The organism is Streptomyces sp. NPDC014861 (genome assembly GCF_043081625.1).
In the GTDB taxonomy this organism is placed as follows: domain Bacteria; phylum Actinomycetota; class Actinomycetes; order Streptomycetales; family Streptomycetaceae; genus Streptomyces.
Genome location: NZ_JBIBWV010000016.1, coordinates 145,602 through 162,006 on the forward strand (window position 1 = coordinate 145,602; position 16,405 = coordinate 162,006).

At 72.1% G+C, this 16,405-nt stretch carries 16 protein-coding genes; 15 read left to right on the top strand and 1 reads right to left on the bottom strand.

The genetic code is table 11. The annotated features are described in order from the left end of the window. Positions 1 to 21: 21 nt before the first annotated feature. Complete coding sequence (locus ACF1BN_RS26985) at positions 22 to 312, top strand: hypothetical protein (RefSeq protein WP_392334176.1); 291 nt, start codon at positions 22 to 24, stop codon at positions 310 to 312. 83 nt (positions 313 to 395) lie between these two features. On the opposite strand, the gene ACF1BN_RS26990 is transcribed toward ACF1BN_RS26985, so the two are convergent. Next, the gene (locus ACF1BN_RS26990) at positions 396 to 1,076 is read right to left on the bottom strand and encodes a hypothetical protein (protein ID WP_392334177.1); all 681 of its coding nucleotides are present in this window, start codon (positions 1,074 to 1,076) and stop codon (positions 396 to 398) included. A gap of 297 nt (positions 1,077 to 1,373) precedes the next feature. Between ACF1BN_RS26990 and ACF1BN_RS26995 the strand changes: the two genes are divergently transcribed. From ACF1BN_RS26995 to ACF1BN_RS27060, 14 genes are all read left to right on the top strand, one after another. Continuing rightward, positions 1,374 to 2,810, top strand: a complete 1,437-nt coding sequence (locus ACF1BN_RS26995; RefSeq protein ID WP_392334178.1) for an MFS transporter — start codon at positions 1,374 to 1,376, stop codon at positions 2,808 to 2,810. Between the two features lie 218 nt (positions 2,811 to 3,028). Further along, the gene (locus ACF1BN_RS27000; RefSeq protein WP_392334179.1) at positions 3,029 to 4,198 is read left to right on the top strand and encodes a trans-sulfuration enzyme family protein; all 1,170 of its coding nucleotides are present in this window, start codon (positions 3,029 to 3,031) and stop codon (positions 4,196 to 4,198) included. Positions 4,199 to 4,298: 100 nt separating this feature from the next. Continuing rightward, positions 4,299 to 4,841 (top strand): MaoC family dehydratase, encoded by a 543-nt coding sequence (locus ACF1BN_RS27005; protein WP_392334180.1) that lies wholly within the window; start codon positions 4,299 to 4,301, stop codon positions 4,839 to 4,841. A gap of 98 nt (positions 4,842 to 4,939) precedes the next feature. Next, positions 4,940 to 5,782 carry a class I SAM-dependent methyltransferase gene (locus ACF1BN_RS27010; RefSeq protein ID WP_392334181.1) on the top strand — a complete coding sequence of 281 codons (843 nt, stop codon included), beginning with the start codon at positions 4,940 to 4,942 and terminating at the stop codon, positions 5,780 to 5,782. Between the two features lie 91 nt (positions 5,783 to 5,873). Beyond that, complete coding sequence (locus tag ACF1BN_RS27015; protein WP_392334182.1) at positions 5,874 to 6,917, top strand: methyltransferase domain-containing protein; 1,044 nt, start codon at positions 5,874 to 5,876, stop codon at positions 6,915 to 6,917. A gap of 23 nt (positions 6,918 to 6,940) precedes the next feature. After that, entirely contained in the window at positions 6,941 to 7,834 is an 894-nt protein-coding gene (locus ACF1BN_RS27020; RefSeq protein ID WP_392334183.1) for a diiron oxygenase, read from the top strand. Positions 7,835 to 7,915: 81 nt separating this feature from the next. After that, the gene (locus ACF1BN_RS27025) at positions 7,916 to 8,770 is read left to right on the top strand and encodes a hypothetical protein (protein WP_392334184.1); all 855 of its coding nucleotides are present in this window, start codon (positions 7,916 to 7,918) and stop codon (positions 8,768 to 8,770) included. Position 8,771: 1 nt separating this feature from the next. Further along, positions 8,772 to 9,215: a holo-ACP synthase gene (acpS, locus tag ACF1BN_RS27030; RefSeq protein WP_376603304.1), complete on the top strand. Its 444-nt coding sequence runs from the start codon at positions 8,772 to 8,774 to the stop codon at positions 9,213 to 9,215. A gap of 11 nt (positions 9,216 to 9,226) precedes the next feature. Further along, positions 9,227 to 9,490: an acyl carrier protein gene (locus tag ACF1BN_RS27035; protein WP_392334185.1), complete on the top strand. Its 264-nt coding sequence runs from the start codon at positions 9,227 to 9,229 to the stop codon at positions 9,488 to 9,490. Beyond that, positions 9,487 to 10,710 (top strand): methionine adenosyltransferase, encoded by a 1,224-nt coding sequence (metK, locus tag ACF1BN_RS27040; protein ID WP_392334186.1) that lies wholly within the window; start codon positions 9,487 to 9,489, stop codon positions 10,708 to 10,710. Before ACF1BN_RS27035 ends, metK begins: the two co-directional genes overlap by 4 nt. A gap of 5 nt (positions 10,711 to 10,715) precedes the next feature. Continuing rightward, entirely contained in the window at positions 10,716 to 11,699 is a 984-nt protein-coding gene (locus ACF1BN_RS27045; protein ID WP_392334187.1) for a carbohydrate kinase family protein, read from the top strand. Then, entirely contained in the window at positions 11,696 to 15,235 is a 3,540-nt protein-coding gene (gene metH / locus ACF1BN_RS27050; protein WP_392334188.1) for a methionine synthase, read from the top strand. Before ACF1BN_RS27045 ends, metH begins: the two co-directional genes overlap by 4 nt. Before the next feature lie 89 nt (positions 15,236 to 15,324). Further along, on the top strand, positions 15,325 to 16,206 hold the full coding sequence (gene metF / locus ACF1BN_RS27055) for a methylenetetrahydrofolate reductase [NAD(P)H] (protein ID WP_392334196.1): 882 nt from the start codon (positions 15,325 to 15,327) through the stop codon (positions 16,204 to 16,206). Next, positions 16,199 to 16,405 (top strand): adenosylhomocysteinase (locus tag ACF1BN_RS27060; RefSeq protein WP_392334189.1); only part of this gene is annotated, 207 nt, incomplete at its 3' end. The genes metF and ACF1BN_RS27060, both read left to right, overlap by 8 nt.

Here is a 16,405-nt window from a genome sequence, read left to right on the forward strand (position 1 = left end):
ACGGTCAGGAGTCGGTGAGAGATGAGCATCGCGGTACGCGTACTGAACCGTGGCAAGGAGCTCCAGGGGGTGTTCGAGGACGATGAGGAGCGCAGTCTCTTCACGTACTGCTGCCTGGCGCCCGACACCACGGTGCGCTGGGGGGTGAACGAGTATCTGGAGACGATCTTCAACTCGAAGCAGGCCTTCCAGCTGCTGCGCGAGATGGAGCAGCTTCCGGAGGAGGACTTCACCCCGGTCCTGAGGCAGCTCAGGTCGGCGGCGCGATACGTCCACCACCGGAGCGGATATCTGTACTTCATCGGCGACTGATCGGCGCTGACCAGCACGACGAGGAACGCCCGGCCGGGGTCTCACCGGCCGGGCGTTTCGCGTGCCTGGAGCGGGTCGCACGGTCACGGTCCGGCCGTCAGCTCCGCGAGTTCCCTTCCCAGGTTGTCCCGGGCCTTCGACTCCCAGGCCGCCGCGCCGTACGGGGTGCGGAAGAGGCGGGGGAGGTCCAGGAGCTGGCGCAGGACGGCGGCGCGGCCCTCGCGGAAGGCCTCGTCGGGGACGAAGGCGTACTCCTCGCGGACCGCCGCCGCGTACCCCCCGTAGGTATCGGGGTCGCTCGCGAGGATCGCGAGGTCCGCGTCGCAGAGGGTCTCGCCGTTGAGGTCGCCGGGGTCGGGGTCGTGGGTGACGGTGAGGCGGACCAGGCGGGCCACCTCCGCGACCTCGTGGGCGGTCAGACCGGCTTCGTTCAGGGCCCGTTCGGCGAGCGCGGCGGAGCGCTCCTCGTTCTCCGAGCGGTCGGGGCGGTAGACGGCGTCGTGGAACCAGGCGGCGAGCCGGACGAGTTCGAGCTCCCCGCCCTCGCCGCCCTGGTCGGCGAGCTCGTCGATGCGGGCGAGGACCGCCCTCAGGTGGCTGACCGTGTGGTAGCGGCGCTGCGGCTCGGCCCAGCGGGCCAGCAGGTCGCGGCCGTACGGGGTGGGGTCGGGGCCCTCCCGGCCGGCGCGGGCGGCGAGCAGGGTGGCGTTCCAGTGCTGGAGGAGCTGCAGCTGGAGGAGGTCGCTGTCCTCGGTTGCGGTCATGGGCGCATTGTGCACGCCCCGAGCGCCCCGACCACGGCGGAAGCGCCCCTCGGCGCCCGTCGGCTTCGGTCCGGGGGTGTGTCGCGGGGGCGTCGGGTTCGGTACGGAGGCGTGTCACGGGGGCACCGGCTTCGGCTCGGGGGTGGGCCGCGTGCCTGTCGGCTGCGGTCCGGACGGCTGCCCTCATCTCGCTCTTACATACCCCCCATGGGTATGCTACGGTGCTCCGCGAAGGTACCCCCTAGGGGTATATGAACGGCCCAGGCCACCGGTCGGCCGCGAGTGAAGGGCAGTGCGATGTCAAACGTCAACCCCCGGCGCTGGTGGGCACTCCTCGTGCTCGCCACCGCCCAGTTCATGGTCATCATGGACACCTCGATCATCGGGGTGGCGCTCCCCGAGATGCAGAAGGACCTGGGCTTCAGCCAGGGCGAGCTCCAGTGGGTCTTCAACGCCTACGTGATCGTCTTCGGCGGCCTGCTGCTCCTCGGCGGACGCCTCTCCGACCTGATCGGAGCCCGCAAGATCTTCGTCACCGGCTGGGTCGTGATGATCGCCGGCTCGGTGCTCGCCGCCGCCGCGCAGACCGCCTGGGTCGAGATCGCCGGCCGCGCCGTCCAGGGCGTCGGCGGCGCGCTCATCGCGCCCTCCGCGATGACCCTCCTGATGATGCTCTTCATGCACGACCCGAAGGAACTCGGCAAGGCGATGGCGCTCTACGGCGCCGCGGCCCCGGCCGGCGGCACCGCGGGTGTCTTCCTCGGCGGCGTCTTCACCGAGTGGGCCGCCTGGCAGTGGGTCTTCATCATCTACATCCCGATCGGCCTGGCGACCCTCGCCGCCACCAAGCTGCTCCCGGACGTCGAGTCCCGCCGCGGCTCCGTCGACGTCCTCGGCGCCGTCGCCGTCACCGCCGGCCTCGCGCTCGCCGTCTTCGCCGTCGTCCGCGCCCCCGAGGTCGGCTGGGGCGCCACCGCCACCATCCTCCAGCTGGTCGGCGCCGCCGCCCTCCTGGTCCTCTTCTTCGTGATCCAGAAGTCCGTCCGCGAACCGCTCATGCCGCTCAGCGTCTGGCGGGTCCCGCGCCTCGGCTCGGCCAACCTGGCGATGACGCTGCTCGGCGCCGCGTGGATCCCGATGTGGTACTTCCTCAACCTGTACCTCCAGCAGGTCCTCGGCTACGGGGCCTTCGCCTCCGGCGCCGCGCTGCTCCCGATGACCGTGCTCCTCATGATCTTCATGACGGCCATCACCTCCCGCCTGATGATGAAGGTCGGCGCCAAGCCGCTGATCGGCGGCGGGCTGCTGCTCCTCGCCGCCGGACTGGTCTGGCTGGCCGCCGTCCCGCCCACCGGCACCTTCCTCGTCGACGTCCTGCCGGCCTCCCTGGTCGCCGCGCTCGGCATGTCCCTCGCCTACATCCCGGCGATGATCGCCGCCATGTCCGGCGCCCCGCAGGAGCAGGCCGGCCTCGCCTCCGGCATCGTCAACACCACCTACAACGTCGGCTCCGCGCTCGGCCTCGCCGCCCTCACCGCGGTCGCCATGTCGCAGGGCGCCGACCAGCTCGGCAATCTGCCCAAGCTCACCGAGGGCTTCTCGGCCGCCTTCATCGGCGCCGCGGTCATCGCCGCCGTCGGCGGTGTCGTCACCCTCCTGGTGATGAAGGGCGACAAGGCCGTGACGGCCGCCGAGGGCGCTCCGGCGCCGCAGGGCGAGAAGGTCTCGGCCTGAGCCGCCGTACCCGCCCGAACCGTCGCCCCGAAGGGGCCGCCCGATGTCCGTCCCGGACGTCGGGCGGCCCCTTTCCCGTACCCGACCCGTACCCGACCCGTACCCGTGCCCACCGGACGCCCCCGCACCCCCGGCGTCCCTGCACCCCCGCCCCCCAGACCTCCCCCAGACCCCAGACCCCCGCCCCCCAGACCCCAGCCCCCCCCGAAAGGCCCGTCATGGAGCTGAGCACCCGCGCCGTCCACGTCAGCAACGAGCCCTTCCCGGCCGGAAGCCGGCCGCTCTCCGTCCCCCTCGTGCAGTCCTCCGCCTTCGCCTTCGACTCCGCCGAAGAACTCGCCGGGGCGATGGCCGACCCCGACGGCCGGTACGTCTACGGCCGGCGCGGCAATCCGACCGTGCGCGCCCTGGAGCAGACCCTGGCGGGTCTGGAGGGGGGTGAGGGGGCCCTCGCCTTCGCCTCCGGGATGGGTGCGATCAGCGGCGTCCTCCTCGCGCTCCTGCGTCCCGGCGACCGGGTGGTCGCCCAGCGGTGCCTGTACGGCGGGACGCACGCCGTCCTGGCGGACCTGGCCGAGCGGTACGGGATCGAGGTCGTCCGGATAGCGGGGGACGATCCGGCGGAGTTCGAGGCGGCGGCCGTGCATCCCGCCACCCGCCTCCTCGTCCTGGAGACCATCGCCAATCCCACCGGGCAGGTCCCGGACCTCCCCGGGCTGCTGGCCGCCGCCCGCACCCTCGGGGTGACGAGCCTGGTCGACAACTCGCTCGCCTCGCCCGTGCTCTGCCGCCCGCTGGAGCTGGGCGCCGACATCGTGGCGCACTCCACCACCAAGTACCTCTCCGGGCACTCCGACGTCCTGGGCGGCGCCGCCGTCTTCGCCGACGGCGCGCTGCGCCGCCGAGTCTGGTCCCGCACGGTCGAACTCGGCGCCTGCGCCGACCCGTTCGCGGCCTGGCTCACCCTCCGGGGGATCCCGACGCTGCCCCTGCGGATGCGCGAGCACTGCGCCAACGCCGCCGCCCTCGCCGAACTGCTCGCGACCCGTCCCGGTGTCACGGCCGTCCACCATCCGTGGCGCGCGGACCACCCCTCGTACGGCATCGCCCGGAAGGTCCTGGCCGGCGGCGGGGGGCTGCTCTCCTTCGAGCTGGCCGGGGGGCGGGAGGCGGGCCGCGCCTTCATCGAGCGGGTGCGGCTCGCGAAGCTCGCGCTGTCGCTCGGCGGTGTGGAGACGCTCGTCGCCCACCCGGCGTCCACCTCGCACCGCGAGCTGGACGCGGACGCCCTCGCCGCCGCGGGGATCGCCCCCGGGCTCGTGCGGATGTCCGTCGGCATCGAGTCCGTCGAGGACCTGTGGGCCGACATCGAACAGGCCCTCGACTAGCGCGGGTTCGGTCTTCTTTTGGGTTGACAAAATAAATGACTGATTCGTAGATTGGGTGATGCCAGGAAACGTAGAACTCCCAAGTCAAGGGGGGCGCCTGATGCGCTACTTCGAGGACTTCCGACCCGGCGACGTCCACGAGCTGGGCACCGTCACCGTCACGGCGGAGGAGGTGCTGGAGTTCGGCAGGCGCTTCGACCCGCAGCCCTTCCACACCGACTCGGAGCGGGCGAAGGACTCGCCGTTCGGCGGCCTGATCGCGAGCGGCTTCCACACCCAGTCGCTCTTCATGCGGCGGTACGTGGACGGCCTGCTCGCCTACAGCGACTGCCTCGGCTCGCCCGGCATCGACGAGGTCCGCTACCTGCGGCCCGTCCGCCCCGGCGACGTCCTCACCGCGCGCGTCGAGATCCTCGGCGCCACCCCGTCGCCGTTCAACCCCGCCACCGGCACCGTCAGACCGCGGTGCACGCTCGTGGCCGCCGACGGGACGGCCGTGTTCAGCATGATCCTGCTCAGCATCTTCCGCCGGCGCCCCGACGCCACCGAGGCCGCGCATCCGTCGTCGATGCCCGCGGCCGAGGACCCCGTCGGCTGCACGGGCGCCCGGGCCAGGGTCTGTGTCCCGCTCATGACCGCCTGACGGGTCCGTATGCCCGTCAGGCCCTGAACACGGCCGTCCGCACCACCCGAGTCCGTGACGAAGGACATCACCGGACACCGACCGAAGGGGGACCTCCCGTGGAGGCCGTATCCCGCACCGCCCAGTGGACCGCCGCCGCGCGGGCCCTGGAGACCGAGCGCGAGGACCGGCTGTTCGCCGATCCCTACGCGCGCACCGTCGCCGACGAGATCGGCTTCGAGCTGCTGAAGCGCTACGACGGCGGCGGCATCGTGCCGTTCCTCGCCATCCGCACCACCTATCTCGACCGGGCGATCGTCCGGGCCGTCCAGGAGCGCGGCATCCGCCAGGTGGTGCTCCTCGCCGCCGGCATGGACACCCGCTTCCACCGGCTGTCGTGGCCCGACGGCGTCACCGTCTACGAGCTCGACCGTCCCGCGCTCCTCGACGCCAAGGCCAGGATGCTCGCGGACGAGCCCCGGCCCGGGGCCCGCACCCGGGTCGCCGTGCCCGTCGACCTCACCCAGGACTGGACGGGACCACTGGAGGAAGCCGGCTGGAAGAGCGACGAGCCGGTCCTCTGGGTCGTCGAGGGCCTGCTCTTCTTCCTCCCCGAGCAGGCCGTACGCACCCTGATCGGGACGCTCGCCGCCCGCTCCGCGCCCGGCTCCGTCCTGCTCGGCGACGTCATCTCCCGCGCCGCCCTCACCAACCCGCTCGCCCGCGGCTTCATGAAGGCGCTGGAGGAGGACGGCAACCCGTGGCTCTTCGGCACCGAGGAGCCCGAGGCGCTGCTCGCCGACTGCGGCTGGTCCGTGCGCGAGGTGCGGCAGCCCGGCGAGACCGGCGCCGACTTCGAGCGCTGGCCCTACCCGGTCCCGGCCCGCACGGTCCCCGGTGTGCCCCGCTCCTTCCTGTTCACGTGCGACCTGCCGGCGGCCGGCCGGGAGATGGCCGCGTGACCGCCCGCAGGGGATCCGGGGGCCGTCCACCGGGCCGGCCCCGTACCCGCGACCTGCCGGGCTCGCCCGGACACGACGAGGAGGTGGCCGCGTGAGCGCCCACGAGTTCCACCAGAAGGTCATCACCGACGCCGGCGCCGCCGTCCGCGGCCTGACCGTCGCGCTCGGCGAGCGCCTGGGCCTGTACAGGGCGCTCGCCGCCCACGGCCCCCTCACGGCCGGCGAGCTCGCCGGGCGGACCGGCACGGACGAGCGGTACGTGGAGGAGTGGCTGCACGCCCAGCTCTCCGCCGGGTACGTCGAGCGGCACCCCAGCTCGCTCGCGTACACGCTCCCCGCCGCCCACGCCGAGGTCCTCGCCGACCCGAAGGCCGTCACCTTCGCCGCCGGCTTCTTCACCGCGCTGAAGGCGCTGTACGCCACCGAGGACCTGCTGGTCGAGGCGTACCGCACCGGTGACGGCGTCGGCTGGGCCGAGCACGACGCGGCCCTCGACACCGGCATGGGCTCCTTCTTCCAGCCGACGTACGAGCACAAGCTCGTCTCCGACTGGCTGCCCGCCCTCCACGAGGTCACGGAGAAGCTCGGCGCCGGCGGCACCGTCGCCGACGTGGGCTGCGGCGTCGGGCACACCACCCTGCTCATCGCGAAGGCGTTCCCGGAGGCCACGGTCCACGGCTTCGACTACTCGGAGGAGGCCGTCGCGATCGCCCGCGAGCTGGCCGAGGAGGCCGGGCTCTCCGACCGGGTCGTCTTCGAGGTCGCCTCCGCCGACGACTACCCCGGATCCGGCTACGACCTCGTCTGCTTCTTCAACGCCCTGCACGACATGGGCGACCCGGTCGCCGCCGCCCAGCACGTCCACAAGTCGCTGGACGCGGACGGCACCTGGATGCTCGTCGAGTCCAACGTCTCCCCGCAGGACGTCGACACCCGGACGCCCGCCGCCCGCATGTTCATGGCCCTGTCCGCCGTGATGTGCCTGCCGGTGGCGGTCGCGCAGCGCGGCCCGCACGCGCTCGGCAACCACTCGGGCGAGAAGGCCTTCCGGGCGATCGCCGGGGAGGCCGGCTTCACCCGCTGGCGGCGCGCCGCCGAGACCCCGGTGAACGCGGTCTACGAAGTCCGCCCGTAACCGACCCCGAAGGAGCCAGAACCATGGGCGTGACCGCCCCCCTCCCCGTCAGCGACCGCTTCATGGAGGTCCTGAGCCGCCTCAGCGAGCGCTCCGTCGAGGACTACTACAACCCGTACCAGACCTTCCAGTGGCCCGAGACCCTGGAGGAGAACCGTTTCTGGATGACGCCGGAGCTGCTCACCGTCTTCGGCACCGAGCACTACGACACCCTCGGTGAGGAAACGCTTCAGCGCCTCTCCAAGTGGGAGTCGGTCAACTTCTACAGCCTCAACGTGCACGGCATCCGCGAACTCCTCATCGAGGTCGTCGGCCGCATCCACATGCCCGGCTTCGAGGTGCCCTCGGACTTCTTCCACCACTTCATCGGCGAGGAGAACGAACACATGTGGTTCTTCTCCGAGTTCTGCCGGCGCTACGGCCACAAGATCTACGGTTCCACCGCCATGCGCGCCGACGCCGCCTGGGAGCCCGAGGTCGAGAACTTCCTCGTCTTCACCCGGATCCTCTTCTTCGAGGAGCTCGTCGACCACTACAACGCCCGGATGGCGAGGGACACCTCGCTCTGCCACACCATCCGCGAGGTCAACCGCATCCACCACCAGGACGAGTCCCGCCACATCGCCTTCGGCCGCGAGCTGGTCTCCCTGCTGCACCGGCGGATGTGCGAGGCCGTCCCCGCCGCCCGCGTCCGCGAGGTGGAGGCGTACCTCAAGCGGTACGTCGTCTACAGCGTCAACTCCCTCTACAACCCGCACGTGTACAAGGACGCCGGCATCCCCGACCCGCTCGGCCTGCGCACCGCGCTCATCGCCGACCCGGCCCGCCGCGCCCACGAGCGGAAGGCGATCCGCAAGCCGCTCGCCTTCTTCCTGAAGACCGGGATCTTCTCCGACGACACCCTGCCCGTCCTCTGAGAGCACCGGTCCCGCGCACGCGGCCGGGGGCGCCCACCCGGGAGCCCCCACCGCGAGCCCCCACCGAGAGGTGCACCGACCATGACCGTGACCATCCCCGAGACCCTCGGGGCGACCAGGGGCCTGCCGTCCCTGGGGCCGGAGGGGACGCGCCTGCTGCGGCTCCTCGACGACACCTTCGAACGCTGGGGCGTGACCGCGGGCGCCCGCCCGATGACCATGCCCCCGCTGCTGCCCGCCGCCGACCTGGCCCGGCTCGACTACTACGACAACTTCCCCCACCAGGCCGTCCTCGCCGCCCCGCTCGACCTGGAGCGGCGGCTCACCACCCCCTTCGACGGCGACCGCGGCCACTGGCCCGCGGCCTCCCTCGAACCGGCCGGCCTCGGCCTGCCCTCCGCGTCCTGCTACGCCGTCTACCTGGACCACCAGGGCCGGCGGGTCGCCGACGACACGCTCGTCACCGTCTGCTCGTGGTGCTTCCGCAAGGAGACCCACTACGAGGGCATGCGACGGCAACTCGGCTTCCGCATGCGGGAGATCGTCGCCATCGGCTCCCGCGGCCACGCCGAGGACCACCTCACCGCCTTCACCGCCCGCGTCGACGCCTTCGCCGAGGCCGTCGGCCTGAGCCTGCGGAAGGAGGCCGCCTGCGACCCCTTCTTCGACAAGGGGGGCTCGAAGGCGCTCCTCCAGCGGCTCACCCCGGTGAAGTACGAGTTCCTGTACGAGGACCTGGCGATCGCCTCGGTCAACACGCACCGGAACTTCTTCGGCGAACGCTGCGACATCACGCTCGCCTCGACCGGCGGCCCGGCCTTCACCAGCTGCGTCGCCTTCGGTCTCGAACGGTGGCTGTCCGCGCTGACCCGCCGCCACGGCGGCTGGGAGGCGGCGACCCGGGCGGTCCTGGACGCGGCCGGGCCGGTGATCTGACGTGCCGGCCCGTCCCGTCGCCCCGCCGGCGGGCGGCCTGGGCTGGGCGAACCTCGGCATGGACATCGTGTCCGTCAACCGTGTCCGCCGGCTCCTCGCGCAGTACGGGGAGCGCTTCTTCGAGCGGATGCTCACCCCCGGCGAACTCGCCGACTGCCGCACCTCCACCGGGCTCGACGTGCTGAGCCTGTGCGGACGGATCGCGGCCAAGGAAGCGGCCTTCAAGACCTTACGGGTCAGGGGCAGGTTCCTGCCCTGGCCGGACATCGTGGTGCGGCGCTCCGAGGGCGGCTGGCCGCTCGTCGAACTGCACGGCTCCGCCGCCGAGATGGCCGCCGGATCCGGCATCGCCGAGATCACCGTGTCCATCAGCCACGACGTGGACTACGCGGTGGCGGTCGCCGCCCCGATCATCGCCCACACCCCACCCACGCACACGAGTTGAGGAGATCCCCCATGGCCGACGGCCTGCAGCAGGTGAAGAACTGGATCCTGGAGCGCCACCCCGAGCGCCAGGACATCGCCCCCGACCTCGACCTCATCGAGAACCGGCTCATCGACTCCCTGTCCTTCGTCGAGTTCGTCTTCCTCCTGGAGCAGGAGAGCGGGGTCTCCATCCAGATGGAGACCCTGGAGGTCGAGTCCATCCGCACCCTCGGTGCCATCGAGCAGCACTTCTTCCGGGCCGGAGCCCAGGCCCCGGTGGAGGTGGAGGCATGAGCGGCGGCCGTCTGTTCACCTCGGAGTCCGTGACCGAGGGCCACCCCGACAAGATCGCCGACCGGATCAGCGACACCGTCCTCGACGCGCTCCTCGCCCAGGACCCGGCCGCCCGCGTGGCCGTCGAGACGCTGATCACCACCGGCCAGGTCCACATCGCCGGCGAGGTCACCACCACCGCCTACGCGCCCATCGCCCAGCTGGTGCGGGACGCCATCCTCGACATCGGCTACGACTCGTCCGCGAAGGGTTTCGACGGCGCCTCCTGCGGCGTCTCCGTCTCCATCGGCGCCCAGTCCCCGGACATCGCGCGGGGCGTCGACACGGCGTACGAGTCCCGGGTCGACGGCGCGGGCGACCCGATGGCCGCGCAGGGGGCGGGCGACCAGGGCCTCATGTTCGGCTACGCCTGCGACGAGACGCCCGAGCTGATGCCGCTGCCGATCCACCTCGCGCACCGGCTGGCCCGCCGGCTGACCGAGGTCCGCAAGGACGGCACCGTGCCGTACCTGCGGCCCGACGGCAAGACGCAGGTCACCATCGAGTACGACGGCGACCGCCCGGTCCGCCTCGACACGGTCGTCGTCTCCTCGCAGCACGCCGCCGACATCTCCGTCGAGGGCCTGCTCACCCCCGACGTGCGCGAGTACGTCGTCGAGCACGTCCTCAAGGAACTGGTCGAGGAGGGCGTGACCCTGGAGTCCGACGGGTACCGGCTGCTGGTGAACCCGACGGGCCGCTTCGAGGTCGGCGGGCCGATGGGTGACGCGGGGCTGACCGGCCGGAAGATCATCATCGACACGTACGGGGGGATGGCCCGGCACGGCGGGGGCGCGTTCTCCGGCAAGGACCCGTCGAAGGTGGACCGCTCGGCCGCCTACGCGATGCGCTGGGTCGCCAAGAACGTCGTCGCGGCCGGGCTCGCCCGCCGGTGCGAGGTGCAGGTGGCGTACGCGATCGGCAAGGCGGAGCCGGTGGGCCTCTTCGTGGAGACCTTCGGCACCGAGAGCGTCCCCGTCGAGCGGATCCAGCGGGCGGTGACCCAGGTCTTCGACCTGCGGCCGGCCGCGATCATCCGCGACCTCGACCTCAAACGCCCGGTGTACGCGCGGACCGCCGCCTACGGCCACTTCGGCCGCGAACTGCCCGACTTCACCTGGGAACGCACCGACCGGGCCGAGGCCCTGAAGAAGGCGGCGCGAGAGAGCGAAGGGGCCTGAGGGAGATGCGTATCGCTGTCACGGGTTCCATCGCGACCGACCATCTGATGACCTTCCCCGGCCTGTTCGCCGAGCAGCTGCTCGCCGACCGGCTCGACCGGGTCTCCCTGTCGTTCCTCGCCGACGACCTGGAGGTCAGGCGCGGCGGAGTGGCAGCGAACATCGCCTTCGGACTCGGAGTGCTCGGCCTGCGACCCGTCCTCGTGGGCGCGGTCGGCGCGGACTTCGAGCCGTACCGGATCTGGCTCAAGGACCACGGCGTCGACACCGACGCGGTGCGGGTCAGCGGCTCCCTGCACACCGCCCGTTTCGTCTGTACCACCGACCGGGACCAGAACCAGATCGCCACCTTCTACACGGGGGCGATGGCCGAGGCGCGCGCGATCGACCTGAGGGACGTCGTCGCGCGCACCGGCCGCCTGGATCTGGTCCTGGTCTCCCCGGACGACCCCGAGGCGATGCTCCGGCACACCCGCGCCTGCCGCGAGCACGGCATCCCCTTCGCCGCCGACCCCTCGCAGCAGCTGGCGAGGCTCGACGGGGAAGCGGTGCGGGAGCTGGTGGGCGGGGCCCGGTTCCTGTTCACCAACGAGTACGAGACCGCCCTCCTGCTGGACAAGACCGGCTGGCCGGAGGCGGAGGTGCTGCGCCGGGTCGGCGCCTGGGTCACCACCCACGGGGACGCCGGCGTCCGGATCAAGGGAGCGGGCCGTGCCCCGCTCGCGGTCCCCGCCGTGCCGGTCCCCGACGTGGTGGACCCGACCGGTGTCGGCGACGCCTTCCGGGCCGGATTCCTCGCCGGCACCCTGTGGGGCGTCCCCGAGCGGAGCGCCGCCCAGCTGGGGTGCGCCGTGGCCGCGGCCGTCCTCACCTCCGCCGGCACCCAGGAGTACCGGCTCGCCCGCGAGCCGCTGCTCGACCGGATCCGCACCGCCTACGGGGCCGGCGGCACGGCCGCCCTCGTCCCGCATCTGAGGGGGCTGACATGAGGCCTTCCCCGAGCCCGTCCCCGAGGCCTTCCCCGAGTGTTTGCCCGGGCTCGTCCCCGAGCGCTTCCCCAGGGCCGTCCCCGAGGCCTTCCCTCAGGGACGAGTTCGCGCGGCGGGTGGTCGTCGCCGACGGCGCCATGGGCACGATGCTCCAGGACGCCGACCCGTCCCTGGACGACTTCACCGGCCTGGAGGGGTGCAACGAGGTCCTGAACCTCACCCGCCCCGATCTGGTCGCCGCCGTCCACCGCGCCTACTTCGCCGCCGGCGTCGACTGCGTGGAGACCAACACCTTCGGCGCCAACCTGGCGGCGCTCGCCGAGTACGGCATCGAGCACCGCGTCCACGAGCTGTCCGAGGCGGGCGCCCGGGTGGCCCGCGAGGTCGCCGACGCCTGCACCGCCGCGGACGGCCGGCCCCGCTGGGTCCTCGGCTCCATCGGCCCCGGCACCAAGCTGCCGACCCTCGGACACGTGGCGTACCGCCCCCTGCGGGACGCCTTCCAGCAGAACGCCGAGGGCCTCCTCCTCGGCGGCGCCGACGCCCTCCTGATCGAGACCTCCCAGGACCTGCTCCAGACGAAGGCCGCCGTCGTCGGCGCCCGCCGCGCCCTGGACGGGGCCGGTCTCGACCTCCCGGTCATCGTCCAGGTGACCGTCGAGACCACCGGCACCATGCTCCTCGGCTCGGAGATCGGGGCCGCTCTGACGGCCCTGGAGCCGCTGGGCATCGACATGATCGGCCTGAACTGCGCCACCGGCCCCGCCGAGATGAGCGAGCACCTGCGCCACCTGGCCCGGCACTCCCGGATCCCGCTCTCGGTCATGCCCAACGCCGGCCTGCCCGTCCTCACCTCCGACGGCGCCCACTACCCCCTGTCGCCGGAGGAACTGGCGGACGCGCAGGAGGAGTTCGTCCGGACGTACGGGCCCGCGCTGGTCGGCGGCTGCTGCGGGACGACCCCGGAGCACCTGCGGGCCATGGTGGACCGGGTCCGGGGCGCGGCCGTCCTGGAGCGGCGTCCGTCCCCCGAGCCGGGCGCCGCCTCGCTCTACGCCCACGTGCCGTTCCGGCAGGACAGCTCGTACCTCGCGATCGGGGAGCGGACGAACGCGAACGGGTCGAAGAAGTTCCGCGAGGCCATGCTGGAGGCCCGCTGGGACGACTGCGTGGAGATGGCGCGGGACCAGATCCGCGAGGGCGCCCACATGCTCGACCTGTGTGTCGACTACGTGGGCCGCGACGGTGTGGCGGACATGGAGGAGCTGGCGGGGCGTTTCGCGACGGCTTCGACTCTTCCGATCGTCCTGGACTCCACCGAGGTGGACGTCCTGCGGGCGGGTCTGGAGAAGCTGGGCGGCCGGGCCGTCGTCAACTCGGTCAACTACGAGGACGGCGACGGGCCCGAGTCCCGCTTCGCGAAGGTCGCCGGGCTGGCCCGGGAGCACGGGGCCGCGCTGATGGCGCTCACGATCGACGAGGAGGGCCAGGCCCGGACGGCGGAGAAGAAGGTCGAGATCGCGGAGCGCCTGATCGCGGACCTGACGGCGAACTGGGGGATCCGCGAGTCGGACATCCTCATCGACACGCTGACGTTCACGATCTGCACGGGTCAGGAGGAGTCCCGCAAGGACGGGATCGCGACGATCGAGGCGATCCGGGAGCTGAAGCGCCGCCATCCGCAGGTGCAGACGACGCTGGGTCTGTCGAACATCTCCTTCGGCCTCAACCCGGCCGCCCGGCTCGTCCTCAACTCCGTCTTCCTCGACGAGTGCGTGAAGGCGGGCCTCGACTCCGCCATCGTCCACGCCTCCAAGATCCTTCCCATCGCCCGGCTCGAACCCGAGCAGGTCGAGGTGGCCCTCGACCTCGTCCACGACCGCCGGCGCGAGGGCTACGACCCGCTCCAGCGCCTCCTGGAGCTCTTCGAGGGCGCGACCACCCAGTCCCTGCGGGCCGGCAAGGCGGAGGAGCTGGCGGCGCTGCCGCTGGAGGAGCGGCTGAAGCGGCGGATCATCGACGGGGAGAAGAACGGCCTGGAGGCCGACCTCGACGAGGCCCTGGCCGGGCGACCGGCGCTGGAGATCGTCAACAACATCCTGCTCGACGGGATGAAGACGGTCGGTGAGCTGTTCGGCTCGGGGCAGATGCAGCTGCCGTTCGTGCTCCAGTCCGCCGAGGTGATGAAGACGGCGGTGGCTCATCTGGAGCCGCACATGGAGAAGACGGACGCCGAGGGCAAGGGCACCATCGTCCTCGCCACGGTCCGCGGTGACGTCCACGACATCGGCAAGAACCTCGTCGACATCATCCTGTCCAACAACGGCTACAACGTCGTCAACATCGGCATCAAGCAGCCCGTCTCCGCCATCCTCGAAGCCGCCGAGGAACACGCCGCCGACGTCATCGGCATGTCCGGTCTCCTGGTCAAGTCCACCGTGATCATGAAGGAGAACCTGGAGGAGCTCAACCAGCGCGACCTCGCCGCCAAGTACCCCGTCATCCTCGGCGGCGCCGCCCTCACCCGGGCCTACGTCGAACAGGACCTCCACGAGATCTACCAGGGCGAGGTCCGCTACGCCCGCGACGCCTTCGAGGGCCTGCGCCTGATGGACGCCCTGATGGGCGTGAAGCGCGGCGTCCCCGGAGCCGTACTGCCCGAACTGAAGCAGCGGCGGGTGCCGAAGCGGGAGACACCTCTGGAGGTACGGGAGCCGGAACCCGCCGGCCGCTCCGACGTCGCCACCGACAACCCCGTCCCCGAACCCCCCTTCCTCGGGACGAAGGTCGTCACCGGCATCCCGCTGGCCGACTACGCGCCCTGGCTGGACGAGACGGCTCTCTTCAAGGGCCAGTGGGGGCTCAAGGACTCCGGGACGGTCGAGACGGAGGGCCGGCCCCGGCTGCGCGCCCTCCTCGACCGGGTCGCGCGCGAAGACCTGGTGGAGGCGGCCGTCGTGTACGGCTGGTTCCCCTGCGTGTCCAAGGGCGACGACCTGATCGTCCTGGACGAGGACGGGGGCGAGCGGACCCGCTTCACCTTCCCCCGCCAGCAGCGGGGCCGCCGCCTCTGCCTCGCCGACTTCCACCGCGCCGAGGACTCCGGGGAGATCGACACCGTGGCCCTCCAGGTGGTGACGGTCGGATCGCGCATCGGCGAGGAGACCGCCCGCCTCTTCGCCGCCGACGCCTACCGCGACTACCTCGAACTCCACGGCCTGTCCGTGCAGTTGGCGGAAGCCCTGGCCGAGTACTGGCACGCCCGGGTGCGCGCCGAGTGGGGCATCGGCGGCGCCGACCCGACCGGCATCGACGGCATGCTCCGCACCGAGTACCAGGGCTGCCGCTACTCCCTCGGCTACCCCGCCTGTCCGGACCTGGAGGACCGTGCCAAGATCGCCGCCCTGCTGCGGCCGGAGCGGATCGGCGTCGAGCTGTCGGAGGAGTACCAGCTCCACCCCGAGCAGTCCACCGACGCCCTCGTCGTCCACCACCCGGAGGCGAGCTACTTCAACGCGGGAGGCAGGCGCCTTTGAACACCGCCACGAACACCGCCACGGACACCGCCACGCACACGGTCCTGGCGGACCCCGCCCTGACGGACACGGTCCTGGCGGACCCCGCCCTGAAGGACCCCGCCCTGGGCGGCCCCACCTTCTCCTTCGAGTTCTTCCCGCCGAAGACGGCCAAGGGCGAGCGGACCCTGTGGGACGCGATCCGGCGGGTGGAGGCCCTGAAGCCGGACTTCGTCTCGGTCACGTACGGCGCCGGCGGCTCCTCCCGCGACCGGACCGTCGAGGTCACGCAGCGGATCGCCGCCGAGACCACCCTCCGGCCCGTCGCCCACCTCACCGCCGTGGGTCACTCGGTCGGCGAACTGCGCGCGATCATCGGCGCCTACGCCGATGCGGGCGTCCGCGACGTCCTCGTCCTGCGCGGCGACCCTCCGGGCGACCCGCGCGGCCCCTGGACCCCGCACCCGGACGGCTACCGTTACGCCTACGAGCTGGTCGAACTCGTGCGCTCGCTGGGCGACTTCAGGATCGGCGTCGCCGCCTTCCCCGAGGGCCACCCGCGTTCGGAGTCCGCGGAGAGCGACCTCGCGCACTTCGTCGCGAAGTGCCGGGCCGGCGCCGACTACGCCCTCACGCAGATGTTCTTCGACCCCGAGGACTACCTGCGGCTGCGGGACCGGGTCGCCGCCGCGGGCTGCGACACCCCGATCATCCCGGAGATCATGCCCGCCACCGACGTGCGCCAGATCCGCCGGTTCGCCGCACTCTCGGACGCCGCCTTCCCCGAGGACCTGGCCCACCGACTGGAGGCCGCCAAGGACGACCCGGTGGCCGCTCACCGCGTCGGCGTCGAGCACGCCACCGCCATGGGCCTGCGCCTCCTCGGCGAGGGCGCGCCCGGCCTGCACTACATCACCCTCAACAAGTCGACGGCGGCCCTGGAGATCCACCGCGCCGTCCTCAACGCCAGGAGAGTCGCAGCCCATGTCTGAGTTCACCGACTTCAAGGTCGCGGATCTGTCCCTCGCCGCCTTCGGCCGTAAGGAGATCACTCTGGCCGAGCACGAGATGCCCGGCCTGATGGCGATCCGCCGCAAGTACGCCCAGGCCCGGCCGCTCGCCGGCGCCCGGATCACCGGATCCCTCCACATGACCGTGCAGACCGCCGTCCTCATCGAGACCCTCGTCGCC